Source organism: Nannocystis pusilla, from assembly GCF_020073745.1.
GTDB lineage: Bacteria > Myxococcota_A > Polyangia > Nannocystales > Nannocystaceae > Nannocystis > Nannocystis radixulma.
Genome location: NZ_JAIRAU010000059.1, coordinates 353,854 through 367,654 on the forward strand (window position 1 = coordinate 353,854; position 13,801 = coordinate 367,654).

14 protein-coding genes are annotated in these 13,801 nt (G+C 71.6%); 6 read left to right on the forward strand and 8 right to left on the reverse strand.

What is annotated here, in order from left to right; translation table 11 throughout:
- Positions 1-403 precede the first annotated feature (403 nt).
- Both K7C98_RS42885 and K7C98_RS42890 read left to right on the forward strand, forming a co-directional pair.
- Positions 404-1,960: a hypothetical protein gene (locus tag K7C98_RS42885; protein WP_224197761.1), complete on the forward strand. Its 1,557-nt coding sequence runs from the start codon at positions 404-406 to the stop codon at positions 1,958-1,960.
- Positions 1,961-2,336: 376 nt separating this feature from the next.
- On the forward strand, positions 2,337-2,909 hold the full coding sequence (locus tag K7C98_RS42890; protein ID WP_224197762.1) for a peptide chain release factor-like protein: 573 nt from the start codon (positions 2,337-2,339) through the stop codon (positions 2,907-2,909).
- A gap of 20 nt (positions 2,910-2,929) precedes the next feature.
- On the opposite strand, the gene K7C98_RS42895 is transcribed toward K7C98_RS42890, so the two are convergent.
- On the reverse strand, positions 2,930-4,120 hold the full coding sequence (locus K7C98_RS42895; RefSeq protein WP_224197763.1) for a GNAT family N-acetyltransferase: 1,191 nt from the start codon (positions 4,118-4,120) through the stop codon (positions 2,930-2,932).
- A gap of 83 nt (positions 4,121-4,203) precedes the next feature.
- Here K7C98_RS42895 and clpS point away from each other — a divergent pair, with 83 nt between their 5' ends.
- Together clpS and clpA are read left to right on the forward strand one after the other, a co-directional pair.
- Positions 4,204-4,548, forward strand: a complete 345-nt coding sequence (clpS, locus tag K7C98_RS42900; protein WP_224197764.1) for an ATP-dependent Clp protease adapter ClpS — start codon at positions 4,204-4,206, stop codon at positions 4,546-4,548.
- The gene (clpA, locus tag K7C98_RS42905) at positions 4,535-6,913 is read left to right on the forward strand and encodes an ATP-dependent Clp protease ATP-binding subunit ClpA (RefSeq protein WP_224197765.1); all 2,379 of its coding nucleotides are present in this window, start codon (positions 4,535-4,537) and stop codon (positions 6,911-6,913) included. The genes clpS and clpA overlap by 14 nt, the downstream gene beginning before the upstream one ends.
- A gap of 7 nt (positions 6,914-6,920) precedes the next feature.
- On the opposite strand, the gene K7C98_RS42910 is transcribed toward clpA, so the two are convergent.
- Both K7C98_RS42910 and K7C98_RS42915 read right to left on the reverse strand, forming a co-directional pair.
- Complete coding sequence (locus K7C98_RS42910; protein ID WP_431312852.1) at positions 6,921-7,820, reverse strand: class I SAM-dependent methyltransferase; 900 nt, start codon at positions 7,818-7,820, stop codon at positions 6,921-6,923.
- A complete protein-coding gene (locus K7C98_RS42915; protein ID WP_224197767.1) occupies positions 7,820-8,332 on the reverse strand; it encodes a GNAT family N-acetyltransferase in 513 nt (170 codons plus the stop codon). The genes K7C98_RS42910 and K7C98_RS42915 overlap by 1 nt, the downstream gene beginning before the upstream one ends.
- 142 nt (positions 8,333-8,474) lie before the next feature.
- Between K7C98_RS42915 and K7C98_RS42920 the strand changes: the two genes are divergently transcribed.
- Both K7C98_RS42920 and K7C98_RS42925 read left to right on the forward strand, forming a co-directional pair.
- The gene (locus tag K7C98_RS42920) at positions 8,475-9,380 is read left to right on the forward strand and encodes a DMT family transporter (RefSeq protein ID WP_224197768.1); all 906 of its coding nucleotides are present in this window, start codon (positions 8,475-8,477) and stop codon (positions 9,378-9,380) included.
- A 54-nt stretch (positions 9,381-9,434) separates the two neighbouring features.
- Positions 9,435-9,758: a putative quinol monooxygenase gene (locus tag K7C98_RS42925; protein WP_224197769.1), complete on the forward strand. Its 324-nt coding sequence runs from the start codon at positions 9,435-9,437 to the stop codon at positions 9,756-9,758.
- A 72-nt stretch (positions 9,759-9,830) separates the two neighbouring features.
- On the opposite strand, the gene K7C98_RS42930 is transcribed toward K7C98_RS42925, so the two are convergent.
- The 5 genes from K7C98_RS42930 to K7C98_RS42950 form a co-directional block, all read right to left on the reverse strand.
- Positions 9,831-10,619, reverse strand: a complete 789-nt coding sequence (locus K7C98_RS42930; protein ID WP_224197770.1) for a hypothetical protein — start codon at positions 10,617-10,619, stop codon at positions 9,831-9,833.
- 2 nt (positions 10,620-10,621) lie between these two features.
- The gene (locus K7C98_RS42935; RefSeq protein WP_224197771.1) at positions 10,622-11,389 is read right to left on the reverse strand and encodes a hypothetical protein; all 768 of its coding nucleotides are present in this window, start codon (positions 11,387-11,389) and stop codon (positions 10,622-10,624) included.
- Positions 11,386-12,132, reverse strand: coding sequence for an ABC transporter ATP-binding protein (locus K7C98_RS42940; protein WP_224197772.1), 747 nt, complete (start codon positions 12,130-12,132; stop codon positions 11,386-11,388). The genes K7C98_RS42935 and K7C98_RS42940 overlap by 4 nt, the downstream gene beginning before the upstream one ends.
- Positions 12,129-12,773 (reverse strand): TetR/AcrR family transcriptional regulator, encoded by a 645-nt coding sequence (locus tag K7C98_RS42945; protein WP_224197773.1) that lies wholly within the window; start codon positions 12,771-12,773, stop codon positions 12,129-12,131. Before K7C98_RS42945 ends, K7C98_RS42940 begins: the two co-directional genes overlap by 4 nt.
- A 90-nt stretch (positions 12,774-12,863) precedes the next feature.
- On the reverse strand, positions 12,864-13,801 hold a 938-nt coding region (locus K7C98_RS42950), incomplete at its 5' end, for a neutral/alkaline non-lysosomal ceramidase C-terminal domain-containing protein (RefSeq protein ID WP_224197774.1).

Here is a 13,801-nt window from a genome sequence, read left to right on the forward strand (position 1 = left end):
CCGGCGGTCGCGGCGCTTCGGCCGGGCTGGCGCGGATATCGCCGCAGCTCCATGCATGTCTTTCGGGGCATGTCCGATCGACCTTGTCATCAAGGCGCCGTTGATCCGGCGACGCGCTCCGATCTCCGGTGGTCACCGTCACAGCGGCGGGTCGGTCGTGCGCCACGACGCCGCGCCTCGTTCGCGCGTGAAACAGGCTGCGCTCGCGTCGCTGCGGCCGATGTTCGCCGTGGTGTGGTCGTGCGCGCGGCGACGATGCTGATGGGTTCTTGATGGCGCGCGGGCCGACCTCGACCCACCTTCTAGACGCGCGGAGAGCCGCGCGACTGGCCGCGCCGACGAACCGGATGTTCGTGGCGACAGCGGGAGAGGCGCTCGTATGCGAATGCGTAGACTGTTCGAAGTGGGGACCACTGTCGCGTGGGTCGCCGCGTGCAACGGGGATCGTGCGGAGGTATCGTCGACCGACTCCGGCTTCGGCGTCGGGACGCAGGCCGACCCGGTGACCACACAATCGACGACGACGACGGGCCCGACCACGACCGCGCCGGAGACGACGGAATCATCGCAGTCGACGGAGCCGACGACGACCGGGAGCACGGACGCGGTGACCGAGGGCGGCACCGTCGAGTCGACGAGCACGGGCACCTCGGGGACCACCGGCGAGCCGGCGGCGCCGTTCTGCGGCGACGGCCAGGTCGACCCCGGCGAGGCGTGCGACGAGGGCGGTAACAACGGGATCGGGATCGGCTGCGCGGCGGATTGCCAGCTCGAGGTGTGCGGCGACGGTTTGCCGGGGCCGGGCGAGGACTGCGACCTCGGCGCGCTCAACGGGCCCGACGGCGGGTGCTCCGCGACCTGCGAGTTCAATCCGTCGGCCTGCGGCACGCAGTCGGCGGTGCCGGTGCTGGTGCCGCGGCCGGTCGACATCATCGTCGTGATCGACAACTCGGGCAGCATGGCGGCCGAGATCAAGGGCGTGCAGGACAACATCAACGAGAACTTCGCCGAGATCCTCGCGGCGAGCGGGCTCGACTATCGCGTGATCCTGCTGTCGCGCTACGGCAAGTACACCTCGACGCAGGTGTGCATCGAGGCGCCGCTGTCCGGCATCCCCAAGGGCGGCTGCACCAATCCGCCGAGTCAGCCGGTCAACAACCCCGGCAAGTTCTATCACTACAGCGTGGAGATCGACAGCACCGACTCGTGGTGTCGCCTGCTCGACACGTTCGACGGGACGCAGCAGGACCTCTTCAAGCTGGCCCCGAAGGGCTGGCAGGGCTGGCTGCGCGACGACGCGTTCAAGATCTTCGTCGAGGTCTCGGACGACCGGGTGGTCTGCTCGCACGGCAATGACCACTACAACGACAACAACACGATCGCCGGCGGGGCCAACGCGGCCGGCAAGTTCGACACCAAGCTGCGCGAGCTGTCGCCGCTGCACTTCGGCGAGGACGCCAAGACGCGCAATTACAGCTACTACAGCATCGTCGGGCTGTCGTTCAACGACCCGCCCGACGAGCCCTACGCGGCGGACGACCCGATCGTCACCACCAAGTGCCCGAGCGGGGTCAACGGCGGGATCGGCCACCAGAGCCTGTCGGTGGCGACGGGCGCGCTGCGCTTCCCGCTGTGCGACACGACCGCCTACGACGCGCTGTTCAAGGAGCTGGCCGGCGGGGTGATCGCCGACGCGACGCTGGCGTGCGACTTCCCGGTCCCGACCCCGCCCGAGGGCAAGGAGCTCGACGAGGAGTCGATCGTGGTCAAGTTCACGCCGATGGACGCGGTCGAGAAGGTCTTCTCGCAGGTCGCGGGGCCGGACTGGTGCACGCCCACGTCGTTCTACGTCGATGACGGCAAGGTCGTGCTGTGCGCCGACGCGTGCCTCGCGGTGCAGAACGACCAGGCCGCGGAGATCGAGGTCGAGTTCAAGTGCGCGCCGATCGATCCGGGTTGACCGCGCTTGCCTCGCGGGGCGGCCGCGAGTATGGTCCGTCCGTCATGCGCGCCACGAGCCGCAGCCTGTCCGCTCGCGCCCGCGCGACCCGTGAGGGTCGCGCGCGGGCCCGCGTGGGCGTGCTGCCGGGTCGCGGTTGAGCGCGTCACCTGTCCTTCGCGCCATCCGGGTGCAGCCATGACGAGCGAGATCGTCGGCCGCGCCGGCCCGGGCGGCGCGCGGCGTTCGTGACGGCGCGGCCGGAGAGGCAGCATGAAGACCAAGCTCATCATCGAGATCCGGGCCGCGGAGGGCGGCGACGACGCGAAGTTGCTCGTGCACGAGCAGTTCGCGGTGTACCAGAAGCTGGCGGTGCGGGAGCATCTTTGAGCTCGAGGTGATCGACGCTCGCCCGGGGTTCCTGCGCTTCACGGCCGCCGGGGCGGCTGCGTCGCGGTGGTTCGCCGGCGAGGCGGGCGGTCACCGCTGGCAGCGGGTGCCGCCGACCGAGAAGAAGGGCCGCGTGCACTCGAGCACGGTGACGGTGGTGGTGCTCGAGCCGGCGACGGCGACGGCGCTGGAGATCCGTCCGGAGGACCTCGAGGAGGATTTCTGCCGCGGCAGCGGCAAGGGCGGACAGCACCGCAACAAGACGTCGACGGCGGTGCACCTGCGTCACAAGCCGAGCGGCCACCACGTGCGCGTCGACGGCGGGCGCAGCCAGAGCATCAACCGCGAGACGGCGCTCGAGCTGTTGCGCGCGCGGCTGGCGGCCGAGCGGCGTGAGGCCGAGCGCGCCGAACGCTGCGCCGCGCGCAAGGCTCAGGCCGGCAGCGGGATGCGCGGCGACAAGATCCGCACGATCCAGGTCCAGGGCGACACGGTCGTCGATCACCGGCGCGGCACGCGGACGACGTACCGACGGTTCGCGCGCGGGCACCTCGAGGACCTCGATCCCGGCAGGGCCTGAGGCGAGGGCCCCGACGCGGATCACGGCGCGTCGGGGTCGCCGCCGTCGTCGTCACGGAAGGGGAGGTACTCCTCCAGTTCGCGCATCTGCTCGTGCGCCGCGATCGCCTCCTCGCCGAGGTAGCGGTCGACCGCCGAGGCGAGGCCGGGGTGGCGGAACCAGTGGCTGCTGTAGGTGCGCGCCGGCGCGAAGCCCCGCAGCAGCTTGTGCTCGCCCTGCGCCCCGGCCTCGAAGCGCGGGGTCTGGCGGGCGATGCAGCGCTCGATCGCGGCGTAGTAGGCGGCCTCGAAGTGGAGGAACGGGACGGTCTCGTCGCAGCCCCAGTAGCGGCCGAACAGCGCGGCGTCGGTCTCGAAGTAGAGGGTGCCGGCGATGGTCCGGTCGCCGCGGCGGGCCCGCGCCCACAGCATCTGCTTGGGCATGGCCTTGTGGACATGTTCGAAGAAACCTGGCTGAAGGTAGTCGAGGCCGCCGTAGGCGCGCACGGTGGCGCGGTAGTAGCGGTCGATGTCGGCCAGGTCGTCGGGGGCGAGGTCGGGGCCGCGGACCCACTCGAGCGCGTCGATGCCGGCGCGGGCCCGGGCGCGCTCCTTGCGGAGCTGCTTGCGGCGGCGCGAGGTCATGGTGGCGAGGAAGGCCTCGAAGTCGGCGTAGCCCTCGTTGTGCCAGTGATACTGGTAGCTGGCGCGGCGCATGAACCCGTGCGCGGCCAGCTCGTCGTGCTCGCGGGCCGTGGTGAACAGCCAGTGGATCGACCAGCAGCGCTCGCTGTCGGCGACGTCGCGCACGCCGGCGACGAGGCGGCGGACGATCTCGTCGCGTGCGACGTCGGGGGCGACCAGCATGCGGGGGCCGGTGGCCGGGGTCATCGGCGCGGCGATCACCAGCTTGGGGTAGTAGCGCAGGCCGCCCTGTACGGCCGCTCGCGCCCACGCCCAGTCGAAGATGAACTCGCCGTAGCTGTGGCGCTTGACGTACGTGGGCGCCGCACCGACCAGGCGCGGCGCCGACCCTGCGCCACCGGCGCCGCGCTCCTCGACCAGCACATACACCGGCCGCCAACCCGCCTCGTCGCCGATCGACCCCGACAGCTCGAGCGCTCGGAGAAATCCGTGGTTAAGAAAGGGGCAGCCCTCGTGAGCGAGCGCGTCCCAAGACGCGGCGTCGACGCTCGCCAGGCTTGTGACGGTGCGGCTCGTCAGATCCGGCACGTGACTCGTGTACGCTAGCACAGGTCTGCCTGCGGGCGGGGTGGAAAGCCCCGGCGCGAGGGCTACACTAGAGTGCCAGCAGCATGTCCAGCCGTGAGAAAGCCAGCCCCAAGGGCAGTGTTGCGCTGAAGAGTCGCACGGAGCGCAAGACGCAGCGCCCACGGATGTATCGCGTCCTGCTCCACAACGACGACTACACGCCGATGGAATTCGTCGTCCGCCTGCTGCAGACCTTGTTCCACAAGAACGAGGCCGAAGCGACGGCGATCATGTTGCACGTGCACAACCATGGCATCGGCGTCGCCGGCGTCTACACCCACGAGATCGCCGAGACGAAGGTCGCCCAGGTACACATGCTCGCGCGCCAGCAAGAGTGCCCCTTGATGGCGTCGATGGAGCCCGAGGAAGACCCCGATGCTGAGCAATGAACTCAAGCAGACGATAAACCACGCGATCGCCGACACCCAGCGGCGGCGCCACGAGTACATCACGCTCGAGCACCTGCTGCTCGCGCTGCTCGACGACGCCAGCGCGCGCAAGGTGCTCCAGGCCTGCAGCGCCGACGTCGACAAGATGCGCGGGGAGCTCGAGGGCTTCATCGAGCAGAACGTCGAGCGCCTGCCCGACGAGGCCGAGGCCACGGTGCATCAGACGATCGGCGTCGGCCGCGTGCTGCAGCGCGCGATCCTCCATGTGCAAGGCTCCGGCCGCACCGAGGTCACCGGCGCCAACCTCCTCATCGCCATCTTCGCCGAGAGCGAGAGCTTCGCCGCCTACGTGCTGCGCGAGCACGGCGTCACCCGCCGCGACGCGACCTTGTTTCTGTCGCACGGGATCGGCAAGGGCAGCAGCGAGCGGGCGCCGCAGGGCCGCCCGGCGCCCAACCCGGTCGGCGGCGAGGAGGACGACGACGAGCGCGTGGCCGGCGATCCGCTCGGCGCCTACTGCGTCGACCTCAGCGCCAAGGCCGCTGCCGGCAAGATCGAGCTGTTGATCGGCCGTTCGCAGGAGATCCAGCGCGTGGTCCAGGTGCTGTGCCGCCGGCGCAAGAACAACCCGGTGCTGGTCGGCGAGCCGGGCGTCGGCAAGACCGCGGTGGTCGAGGGCCTGGCGCTGCGCGTCCACGAGGGCAAGGTGCCGGCCGCGCTGCTCGGGGCCAAGCTCTACGCGCTCGACATGGGCGCCGTCCTCGCCGGCACCAAGTTCCGCGGCCAATTCGAGGAGCGCCTCAAGGCCGTGATCGCGGCCCTGCAGAAGGACCCAGGCGCGATCCTCTTCATCGACGAGATCCACACCATCGTCGGCGCCGGCGCGACGTCCGGCGGGACGATGGACGCCAGCAACATGCTGAAGCCGGCGCTGGCGTCGGGCGAGCTGCGCTGCATCGGCGCGACGACCTACAAGGACTTCAAGCAGTCGTTCGAGCGCGACGCGGCGCTGGCGCGGCGGTTCCAGAAGGTCGAGATCTTGGAGCCCAGCGTCGACGACACGATCGACATCCTCAAGGGCCTCAAGCCGGGCTACGAGGAGCACCACGCGGTCGCGTACAGCGACGAGGCGATCGAGCTGTGCGCCCGCCTGGCGCACAAGTACCTGCGCGACCGCCACCTGCCCGACTCGGCCATCGACGTGATGGACGAGACCGGCGCCGCGGTGCGCCTCGGCGCGCCCCCGCCGCCGGCGTCGACGAAGGCGCTGCAGGTCACGTTCAACCCCGGGCGCCCGGCTCCGAGCGCGCCGAAGGTCGCGGTCGGCGCGAGCGACGTCGAGGCGGTCATCGCCCGTATGGCGCGGATCCCCCCCAAGTCGGTGTCGACCTCCGACCGCGAGGTGCTGCAGACGCTCGAGACGGGCCTGCGCAACCTGGTCTTCGGGCAAGACGAGGCCGTGGCCACCGTCACCGCCGCGATCAAGCGCTCGCGCGCCGGCCTCGGCCGGATCGACAAGCCGATCGGCAGCTTCCTCTTCGCCGGCCCGACCGGCGTCGGCAAGACCGAGCTCGCCAAGCAGCTCGCGGCCCAGCTGGCGGTCCCGCTGCTGCGCTTCGACATGAGCGAGTACATGGAGAAGCACTCGGTGAGCCGCCTGATCGGCGCGCCGCCCGGGTACGTCGGCTTCGACCAGGGCGGCCTCCTCACCGACGCGGTCAGCAAGAACCCGCACAGCGTGGTGATCCTCGACGAGATCGAGAAGGCCCACCCCGACCTGTTCGCCATCTTGCTGCAGGTGATGGACCACGCGACGCTGACCGACAACAACGGCCGCAAGACCGACTTCCGCAACGTCATCCTCATCATGACGAGCAACGCCGGCGCGACCGACATGACGACCCGCCAGGTCGGCTTCGCCGAGCGCGAGGACGCCAAGGTCGGCGACCCGAAGGCGGCGCTCGAGCGCACGTTCAGCCCCGAGTTCCGCAACCGACTCGACCGCATCGTCGTGTTCAAGGCGCTGCCGCCGGAGGTCATCCTCCAGGTCGCCGACAAGATGCTGCGCGAGCTGCAGCTGCAGCTGGCCGACCGCAAGGTCACGTTCAGCTTCGCCGAGGCGGCCCGGGCGTGGGTCGCGCGCAAGGGCTACGACAAGCTGTACGGCGCGCGGCCGATGGCCCGCCTGCTCGACGAGGAGATCAAGGCCAAGCTGGTCGACGAGCTGCTGTTCGGCCAGCTCGAGCACGGCGGCCACGTCACCGTCGACGTCGGCGCGGACGACAAGCTGACGTTCCGCTTCGACCCGCCGGTCCGGGAGGCCGCGCCGCCGCCGGCGAGCGAGCCGTCGTCGATGCTGAACTGAAGCGCGCTCACGCCGGGCGGCGCGACGACCAGCCGAGCATGAGCGGCGGGACGGCGCCGCCCCCGGCGGGGACGTAGCGCCGACCTGGCGTTTCGACCATGTCCGGCCAGATCCGGCAACCATTGGCGTACGGGTACTCGCGCACGACTTCGAGCACGAGGCCGGCCTTGAGCTGGGCGCCGAGGATGTCGGCGACGCCCCACGAGAACTCGTGGGTCGCGTGCGGGTTCTTGAACCCGACCTGTCCCTCGAGGAAGCCCGACGGCGCGAGCGCGGGGCCTGACGCGGCCACGTAGTCGCCGACCCCGGTCTCGCCGACGACGTGCGCGCCGCCGCCGTAGGGGTAGGTGAGGACGCCGCGCTCGTCGTACATCTGGGCCAGCGGGTGGAACTCGATGCCGACGAAGCGGCCACCGGGCTTCAGCACGCCGGCGACGGCGGCGAACAGCGCGTCGAGGTCGGACATCCAGATCAGCGCCCCGTACGACATGAACACGACGTCGAACCCGGCCGGCTGCGCGGGCAGCCAGTCGTAGAGGTCGGCGACGGCGAAGCGGGCGGCGATCCCGGCGTCCTCGGCGAGCGTCTGCGCGGCCGCGATCGCGGTCGGGCTGATGTCGACGCCGGTGACGTCGGCGCCGAGCCGGGCGAGCGACAGGGTGTCCTGGCCGGCGTTGCACGGCGCGTGGAGCAGGCGCAAGCCGGCCAGGGGTCGCTCGCCGGACGCGCGGATGTCCTCGAGGACATGCCCTTCTGGACCTGTGCCGAGGAGCAGGTGAACCTCGTCGTCGAACAGGGTGGTGCCGCCGGCGCGGAAGAACCCGGCCTCGTCGCGCTTGTGGCTGCTGTGCGCGGGGGTGACGGCGTCCCAGGCGAGGCGGTTGTGCTGGTGGAGGTCGCGGCGGATCACGGCCCCACGGGCATTACCATGACCTGGCGCGGCTCGCCCGCCCCGCCCTCGGGCAGCAGCTCGGCCAGCAACTCGGCGTGCGGGAGCGGGCCGGCGTGGGCGGCCAGCGGGCGGAAGCCGAGGCTGGCGTAGAGCCCCAGGGCCCAGCCCGCGCGGCAGAAGGCGACCAGCGAGAGGTGGCTGCACTGCGGGTCGGCGCGGGCGGCGGCGAGCACCTGACCGGCGAGGAGGCGACCGGCGCCGCGGCGCTGGCGATCGCGGCGCACGGCGATCTCCTCGAGGTGCAGGTACGGTCCGCGCGGGTAGTAGCTGACGTAGCCGATCGCGTCGTCGCCGTCGCGCGCGAGCAGAATGGTGGTCTGGCCGAGGAGGCCGCGCATGTCGGCCTCGTCGCGCGGGAGGATCGCGGCGCGCGAGATGCCGGCCTCGTAATAGAGGTCGGTCGCCGAGCGCTCGATCGCCTGGAGCGCCGAGAGGTCGTGCCCGGTGGCTGGACTGAGGACGAGCATCCGCAGCCCACGAGGTTACGCCAGCCTCGCGGCGATGGACAGCGGCTTGTGCCGGCGCCGCGGGCGGGCTAGTGTCGCGCCGCCGTGGCCACCGCGCGCATCGCTTGCGCCCGGACCGCCGGTCGAACGTCGATGCCGCGCCATGGCTGAACTCTCTCCCCCGCGCGCGCCTCTGCTCCTGGTCGCCCTCGGCGCGGCGGTCATCAGCGTGACGGCGCTGTTCGTCAAGTGGATCGCGCTGGGCCCGGCGGCGATCGGGGCCTACCGCTGCGGGCTCGGGGCGCTCGCTCTCCTGCCGCTCGCGTGGCTGTCCTCGCGGACAGGTGCGAGCAGACAGGCCGCGCCGCGCCGCGGAGCGGCGGCCGGGTGGGCGGCGCTGGCCGGGGCGTGCTTCGCCGCCGACCTGTTCGTGTGGCACAAGAGCATCCTGTACTCGGGGACAGGTCTGGCGACGCTGCTGGCCAACACGCAGGTGTTCTGGGTCGCGCTGTTCTCGGCGCTGCTGCTCGGCGAGCGGCTGACGCGGCGGCTCGGGGTGTGCGCGCTGCTGGCCCTGGTCGGCACGGTGATGCTGGCGCTGCCGGGATTGGAGCGCAGCCCGGTGCACCTGGAGGGCGTGCTGCTGGGGCTGCTGACCGGGGTGTTCTACGCCGGTTATTACATGTCCTTGCGGACAGCCCAGCGCGGGGAGCGGCCGCTCGGGGTCGCGTCGGCGCTGTTCGTGTCGAGCGCGACCGCGGCGGCGCTGCTGGTGCTCGCGGCGCTGGCGACCGGCGAGCCGCTGGCGCCGGCGAGCTCGGCCGACTTCGGCCTGCTGGTGCTGCTCGGCGTCGGCGCGCACGTCGGCGGCTGGGCGCTCATCTCCCGCGGGATGCCGCACGTACCGGCCGCGAGCGGGTCGCTGCTGCTGCTCCTGCAGCCGGTGCTGGCCACGCTGTGGGGCGTGCTGGTGTTCGCCGAGCCGTTCGGCACGGTCGAGGCCGCCGGCACGCTGCTGTCGCTGGGGGCGATCTACGCCGCCAGCGTGTCGCGCACGCCCCCGCGTTAGCCTCACGCGCGCGTCGGCTTGACCGCTCCGCGGCCGCGCGCTACCGCTGAGACAATGGGAGTCATCGTCATCGCCTGCTACCGTCCTCTCCCCGGTCGCGCCGAGGAGCTGCTCGAGCTGGTCCGCGGCCACGTGCCCGCGCTGCGCGCCCAGGACCTCGCCACCGACCGCGAGCCGATCGTGATGCGCGCGGCTGACGGGTCGATCCTCGAGGTGTTCGAGTGGGCCTCGGAGGACGCGGCCCGCCGCGCCCACGAGAACCCGGTCGTGCAACAGCTGTGGCGCCAATTCGAGGCCGTGTGCCAGTGGATCGCGCCGGCCGAGGTCGCCGAGCTGGGGCGGCCGTTCTCGCGCTTCCGGTCGGTCGACCTGGCCTGAAGGGGCATGGTCGAAGGAGCATGTTCGTCAGGGCATGCCCGAAGGAGCATGCCTCGATGGGCATGTCCCGAGTCACAGGGCGTCGGCGCGGGCCAGCAGCGCCCCGGCGGCGCGCACGAGCAGCCAGGCCAGCGGGAGCGCGAGCACCAGCGCGAGCGGGCCGAGCCAACTCGTGGTCGCGTCGTGCCACAGCAGCGACGACATGACGAGCGCGTCGGCCAGCCGGGGGCGGCCCTGGAAGACGTCCGGCCGGTACAGCAGGACCGCCGCGGGGATGCAGGTCGCCAGCCAGGCGAAGCAGGCCAGCAGGAGGCCGAGGAACGGGTCGCGCAGGCGGACGAACAGCAGCTGCATGCCGGCGACCAGGACCAGCGCGAGAGCGGTGAGGAACAGGCCGGCGCCGAGCGTGCCGGCCGAGCTGACGCTGTCGCCGATGTCGGGGTGCACGGCGACCGCGAGCCCGCAGGCGACGGCGGTGGCGACCCCGACGATGCCCGCGCCGGCCAGCGCGGGCACACAGCGGGCGGCCACGAAGTCGCCGGGGCGGATCGGCTTGGCCAGCAAGATCTCGAGCCGGTGCTCCTCGCGGGCCATGAGCACCACCCCGAGCGAGCCGGCCAGGCCGATGAAGAAGGCCAGGAAGTAGACCGCCATGAGGTCGTTGAGGACCAGCACGCCGGCGAGGTCGTCGAGGATGAAGCCGCGGCGCATGAAGTCGATGACGCGCGCGGGGAACAGCGGCAGCACCAGGTGGGTGAGCGCGATCATGATCGGACCGGCGACCGCGCCGAGGAGGAGGGCCCGACGCGGCGCGTGGCGCCACTCGGCGGCCGCGAGGGCAGAGAGGGTGGGGATCGACATGGTTATGCCTCCATCCTGCCGGCGAGGCGGGCGCCCGCGGCGATCGTGATGACGGTGAGCGCGGTCAGGGCGAGCATCGGCGGCAGCAGCACGCCCGGGCCGAGTGCGCCGAGGTGCCCGAGCGAGAGGGCGCCGAGCGTGAACGGGTTGGCGAGCGTGGCCGTCTGCCAGGCCGGCTGGTAGAAGCCGACCAGCGCCATGCCGACGAGGATGCCGAAGATCATCAGCGAGAGCAGCGCGCTGGCGCCACGCCGTCCGGTCGCCACCGCGAGGGTGGCCGCGCACGCAGTGGCGCACACGGCGGCGAACAGGTGCAGCGACATCGCCGCCAGGAACACGCCGGGGCGGAAGTTCTCGACCTGGCCGGGGAACCACAGCGCGCCGAGCAGCTGCGAGCCGACGTGGAGGGTCGCCATCACGGCACACGCCGAGCCCGTGCGGACGACGAAGTAGCGCGCGAGCGAGAGCGGCTTGGCCGCGAGGATCGCCAGCACGCCGGTGTCACGCTCGCGCAGCAGCACGGTGCTGGCGAGCACGACCGGCAAGAACGCGATCGCCTTGTTCATCGCCAGGTCGATCCACACGAACATGAACACGACGAACGGGTCGGCGTCGTGGAACCACGCGGCGATCGCCTCGCGCACGTGCGGCGGCGGCTGGGCCAGCACCACCGGGATCGACAGCACGGCGTAGACCAGCATGGCGCCGGCGAGCCAGGTCTTGCGCTCGCGCATGGCGGCGCGGTAATCGAGCCAGAGGAGGCGCATCATGCCGCGTGCCTCCTGACGAGCGCGAGGTACAGCTCGTCCATCGAGGCGACGGCGTACTCGCGCCGCAGCGCCGCCAGCTCGCCGCAGGCGATCAAGCGCGCGTGGTGCATCACTGCGACCCGCCGGCACAGGGTCTCGACGTCGGAGAGGATGTGCGACGAGAACACGACGGTGACGCCGCGATCGCGGGCCAGCGCGCGCAGGTGCTCGAGCAGCTCGTGGCGACCGAGCGGGTCGAGGCCGGAGGTCGGCTCGTCGAGCAGCAAGACGCTCGGCTCGTTGATCAGCGCCTGGGCCAGGCCGACCTTCTGCGTCATGCCGGTCGAGAAGCCGCGCAGCTTGCGATCGGCGGCCGCGCCGAGGCCGAAGCGGGCGATCAATTCGTCGGCGCGCGCGTCGACGAGGCGCGGCGGCAGGGCGAACATGGCCCCGACGTAGCGCAGGAACTCGCGCGCGGTCATGTCGGGCGGCAGGGCGTAGTTGGCGGGCAAGTAGCCGGCTTGCCGCCGGACGTCGAGGGTGTCGCGGACGATGTCGCGGCCGAGCACCGTGGCCGCGCCCGAGGTCGGCTTGGTGAGGCCGAGCAGCATGCGCAAGGTGGTGGTCTTGCCGGCGCCGTTGTGGCCCATGAAGCCGAAGATCTCGCCGGGCTCGACGGAGAAGCTGACGTCGTCGACGGCCGTGACCGCGCCGAAGCGCTTGCCGAGTCGGCGGACGTCGATCGCTGCAGTGGTGTCGCTCATGATCGTGTCCTCAATTTCTTGCGCGGCTTGTGAGTGGTCGCGGGCTTCGGCGCCGCAAGGCCGGCCGCGAAGATGTCGGCGATCGCGTCGAGGACGCGCTCGCCCGCGGGCCCGCCGAGCCCGACGCCGAACTGCACGTGCTGCGGCGCGTGACGCAGCACGCCGAGCACCGCGGGCACGAGCTCGCGGTCGACGTCGGGCCGGATCTCGCCGCGGGCGATGCCCTCGTCGACCCAGCCGACGAGCATGGCGTGCTGCGCCTTCGCGGCCGCGAGCTGGTCGGCGCGTTGACCGACGCCGAGCGCCTTGAGCTCCGGATCTTCGCGCAGCAGCCGCGAGAACAGCGGCTCGGCCGCGTACTCGCGGAAGGCGAAGCGCAAGGTCTCGCGCAGGCGCGCCAGCGGCGACTCGATGCCGACGACCTGGGCGGCGAAGCGCTCGCGGATGGCCGCGAACGTCTCGTCGGCGACCTCGCGCAGGAGCGACTCCTTGTCGGCGAACTCGAGGTAGAGCGCACCCTTGGCGCAGCCGGCCGCCTCGGCGACGGCGTCGAGGGTGGTGCCGCGGAAGCCCCGCTCGATGAACAAACGCCTGGCGACGTCGAGGATCCGGCGGCGGCGTGACGGGTCGCGGGCGGGCATGCGGTTCATATGACTTAAATGACTAAACCAGTCAAATTAGTCATTTTCACGCGCGAAGGCGCGCCGACCGCGGCCGGCGCGCTTTTTCGATCACTGCACGGTGAAAGTCGGCGAGGTGCCCGAGATCGGCGTGAAGGCGCCGAACAGCGACTTGGCGTCGCCGAAGTAGACGATCCGGTAGGTGCCGGGCACGACGTCGGCGGGGATCCGCCACTCGACGTCGACCTCGGAGGTCGGGCTCAGCGGGCCGCCGGTGCGGCGCCAGCGGAACCGCGTCTCGGGGTCCCAGTCGCGGGCGACGGCGGTGAACATGCCGCCGTCGTCGCGCTGGACCTCGAGGTAACCTGTCCCTGTGCGCAGGTTGTTCCGCGGGTGCGCGCCGCGGAAGGTGATCTTGACGAGGTCGCCGGGCGCGGCGCCGGCGGGCGGGGCGACGACGACGTCGCCGAACTTGTCGAACGGACACAACGCGGCGTCGAGCAGGGCGCACGGCGAGTCGGCGACGACGCCGGGGACGTTGATGATCTGGTCGTCGCTGAGGTCGAGCGGCATGGCCTTGTGCGGCGCCTGGACGCCGTCGCGCAGCGCCTCGGCGACCTCGGAGAACTCCTGCTGCCAGGCGGCGAGGGTCCACGGGCCGAACTGCGTGAAGGCGCCCTCGTAGTGCTGGATGGCGTACTCCTCGCGGGTCGAGACGTAGCTCGAGTAGCCGTTCGACAGGCCGGCGATCACGGCCCGCGTGACCCCGGCGGCCTCGAGTTGGGCGAGCACGCTGGCGCGCAGGCGCCGGCCGGAGATCGTGGTGATCTCGAACGGCACGGGGACGATCGCCAGGCCGCCGAGCCGCAGCACCTGCGCCGGCAAGATCGTCGGCGACCACGGATACGGCAACATGCGCCCGACGGGCAGCAAGATGGTCTTCTCCTCGTGACACGCCTGGTCCTCGGGTACGAGCGTGACCATCGGCAGGTCGCCGTAGACGATGCCCTCCTCGATGAAGGCGACGGCGACGCCGTCCTCGGCCCCGG

Bases quoted from the DNA above. Each gene is read 5' to 3' on its own strand.
- K7C98_RS42915 (WP_224197767.1), bottom strand. From the start codon at position 8,332: ATGCTCGTCCTCAGTCCAGCCACCGGGCACGACCTCTCGGCGCTCCAG.
- K7C98_RS42935 (WP_224197771.1), bottom strand. From the start codon at position 11,389: ATGATGCGCCTCCTCTGGCTCGATTACCGCGCCGCCATGCGCGAGCGC.
- K7C98_RS42930 (WP_224197770.1), bottom strand. From the start codon at position 10,619: ATGTCGATCCCCACCCTCTCTGCCCTCGCGGCCGCCGAGTGGCGCCAC.
- K7C98_RS42945 (WP_224197773.1), bottom strand. From the start codon at position 12,773: ATGCCCGCCCGCGACCCGTCACGCCGCCGCCGGATCCTCGACGTCGCC.
- K7C98_RS42940 (WP_224197772.1), bottom strand. From the start codon at position 12,132: ATGAGCGACACCACTGCAGCGATCGACGTCCGCCGACTCGGCAAGCGC.
- clpS (WP_224197764.1), top strand. From the start codon at position 4,204: ATGTCCAGCCGTGAGAAAGCCAGCCCCAAGGGCAGTGTTGCGCTGAAG.
- K7C98_RS42925 (WP_224197769.1), top strand. From the start codon at position 9,435: ATGGGAGTCATCGTCATCGCCTGCTACCGTCCTCTCCCCGGTCGCGCC.
- K7C98_RS42920 (WP_224197768.1), top strand. From the start codon at position 8,475: ATGGCTGAACTCTCTCCCCCGCGCGCGCCTCTGCTCCTGGTCGCCCTC.
- clpA (WP_224197765.1), top strand. From the start codon at position 4,535: ATGCTGAGCAATGAACTCAAGCAGACGATAAACCACGCGATCGCCGAC.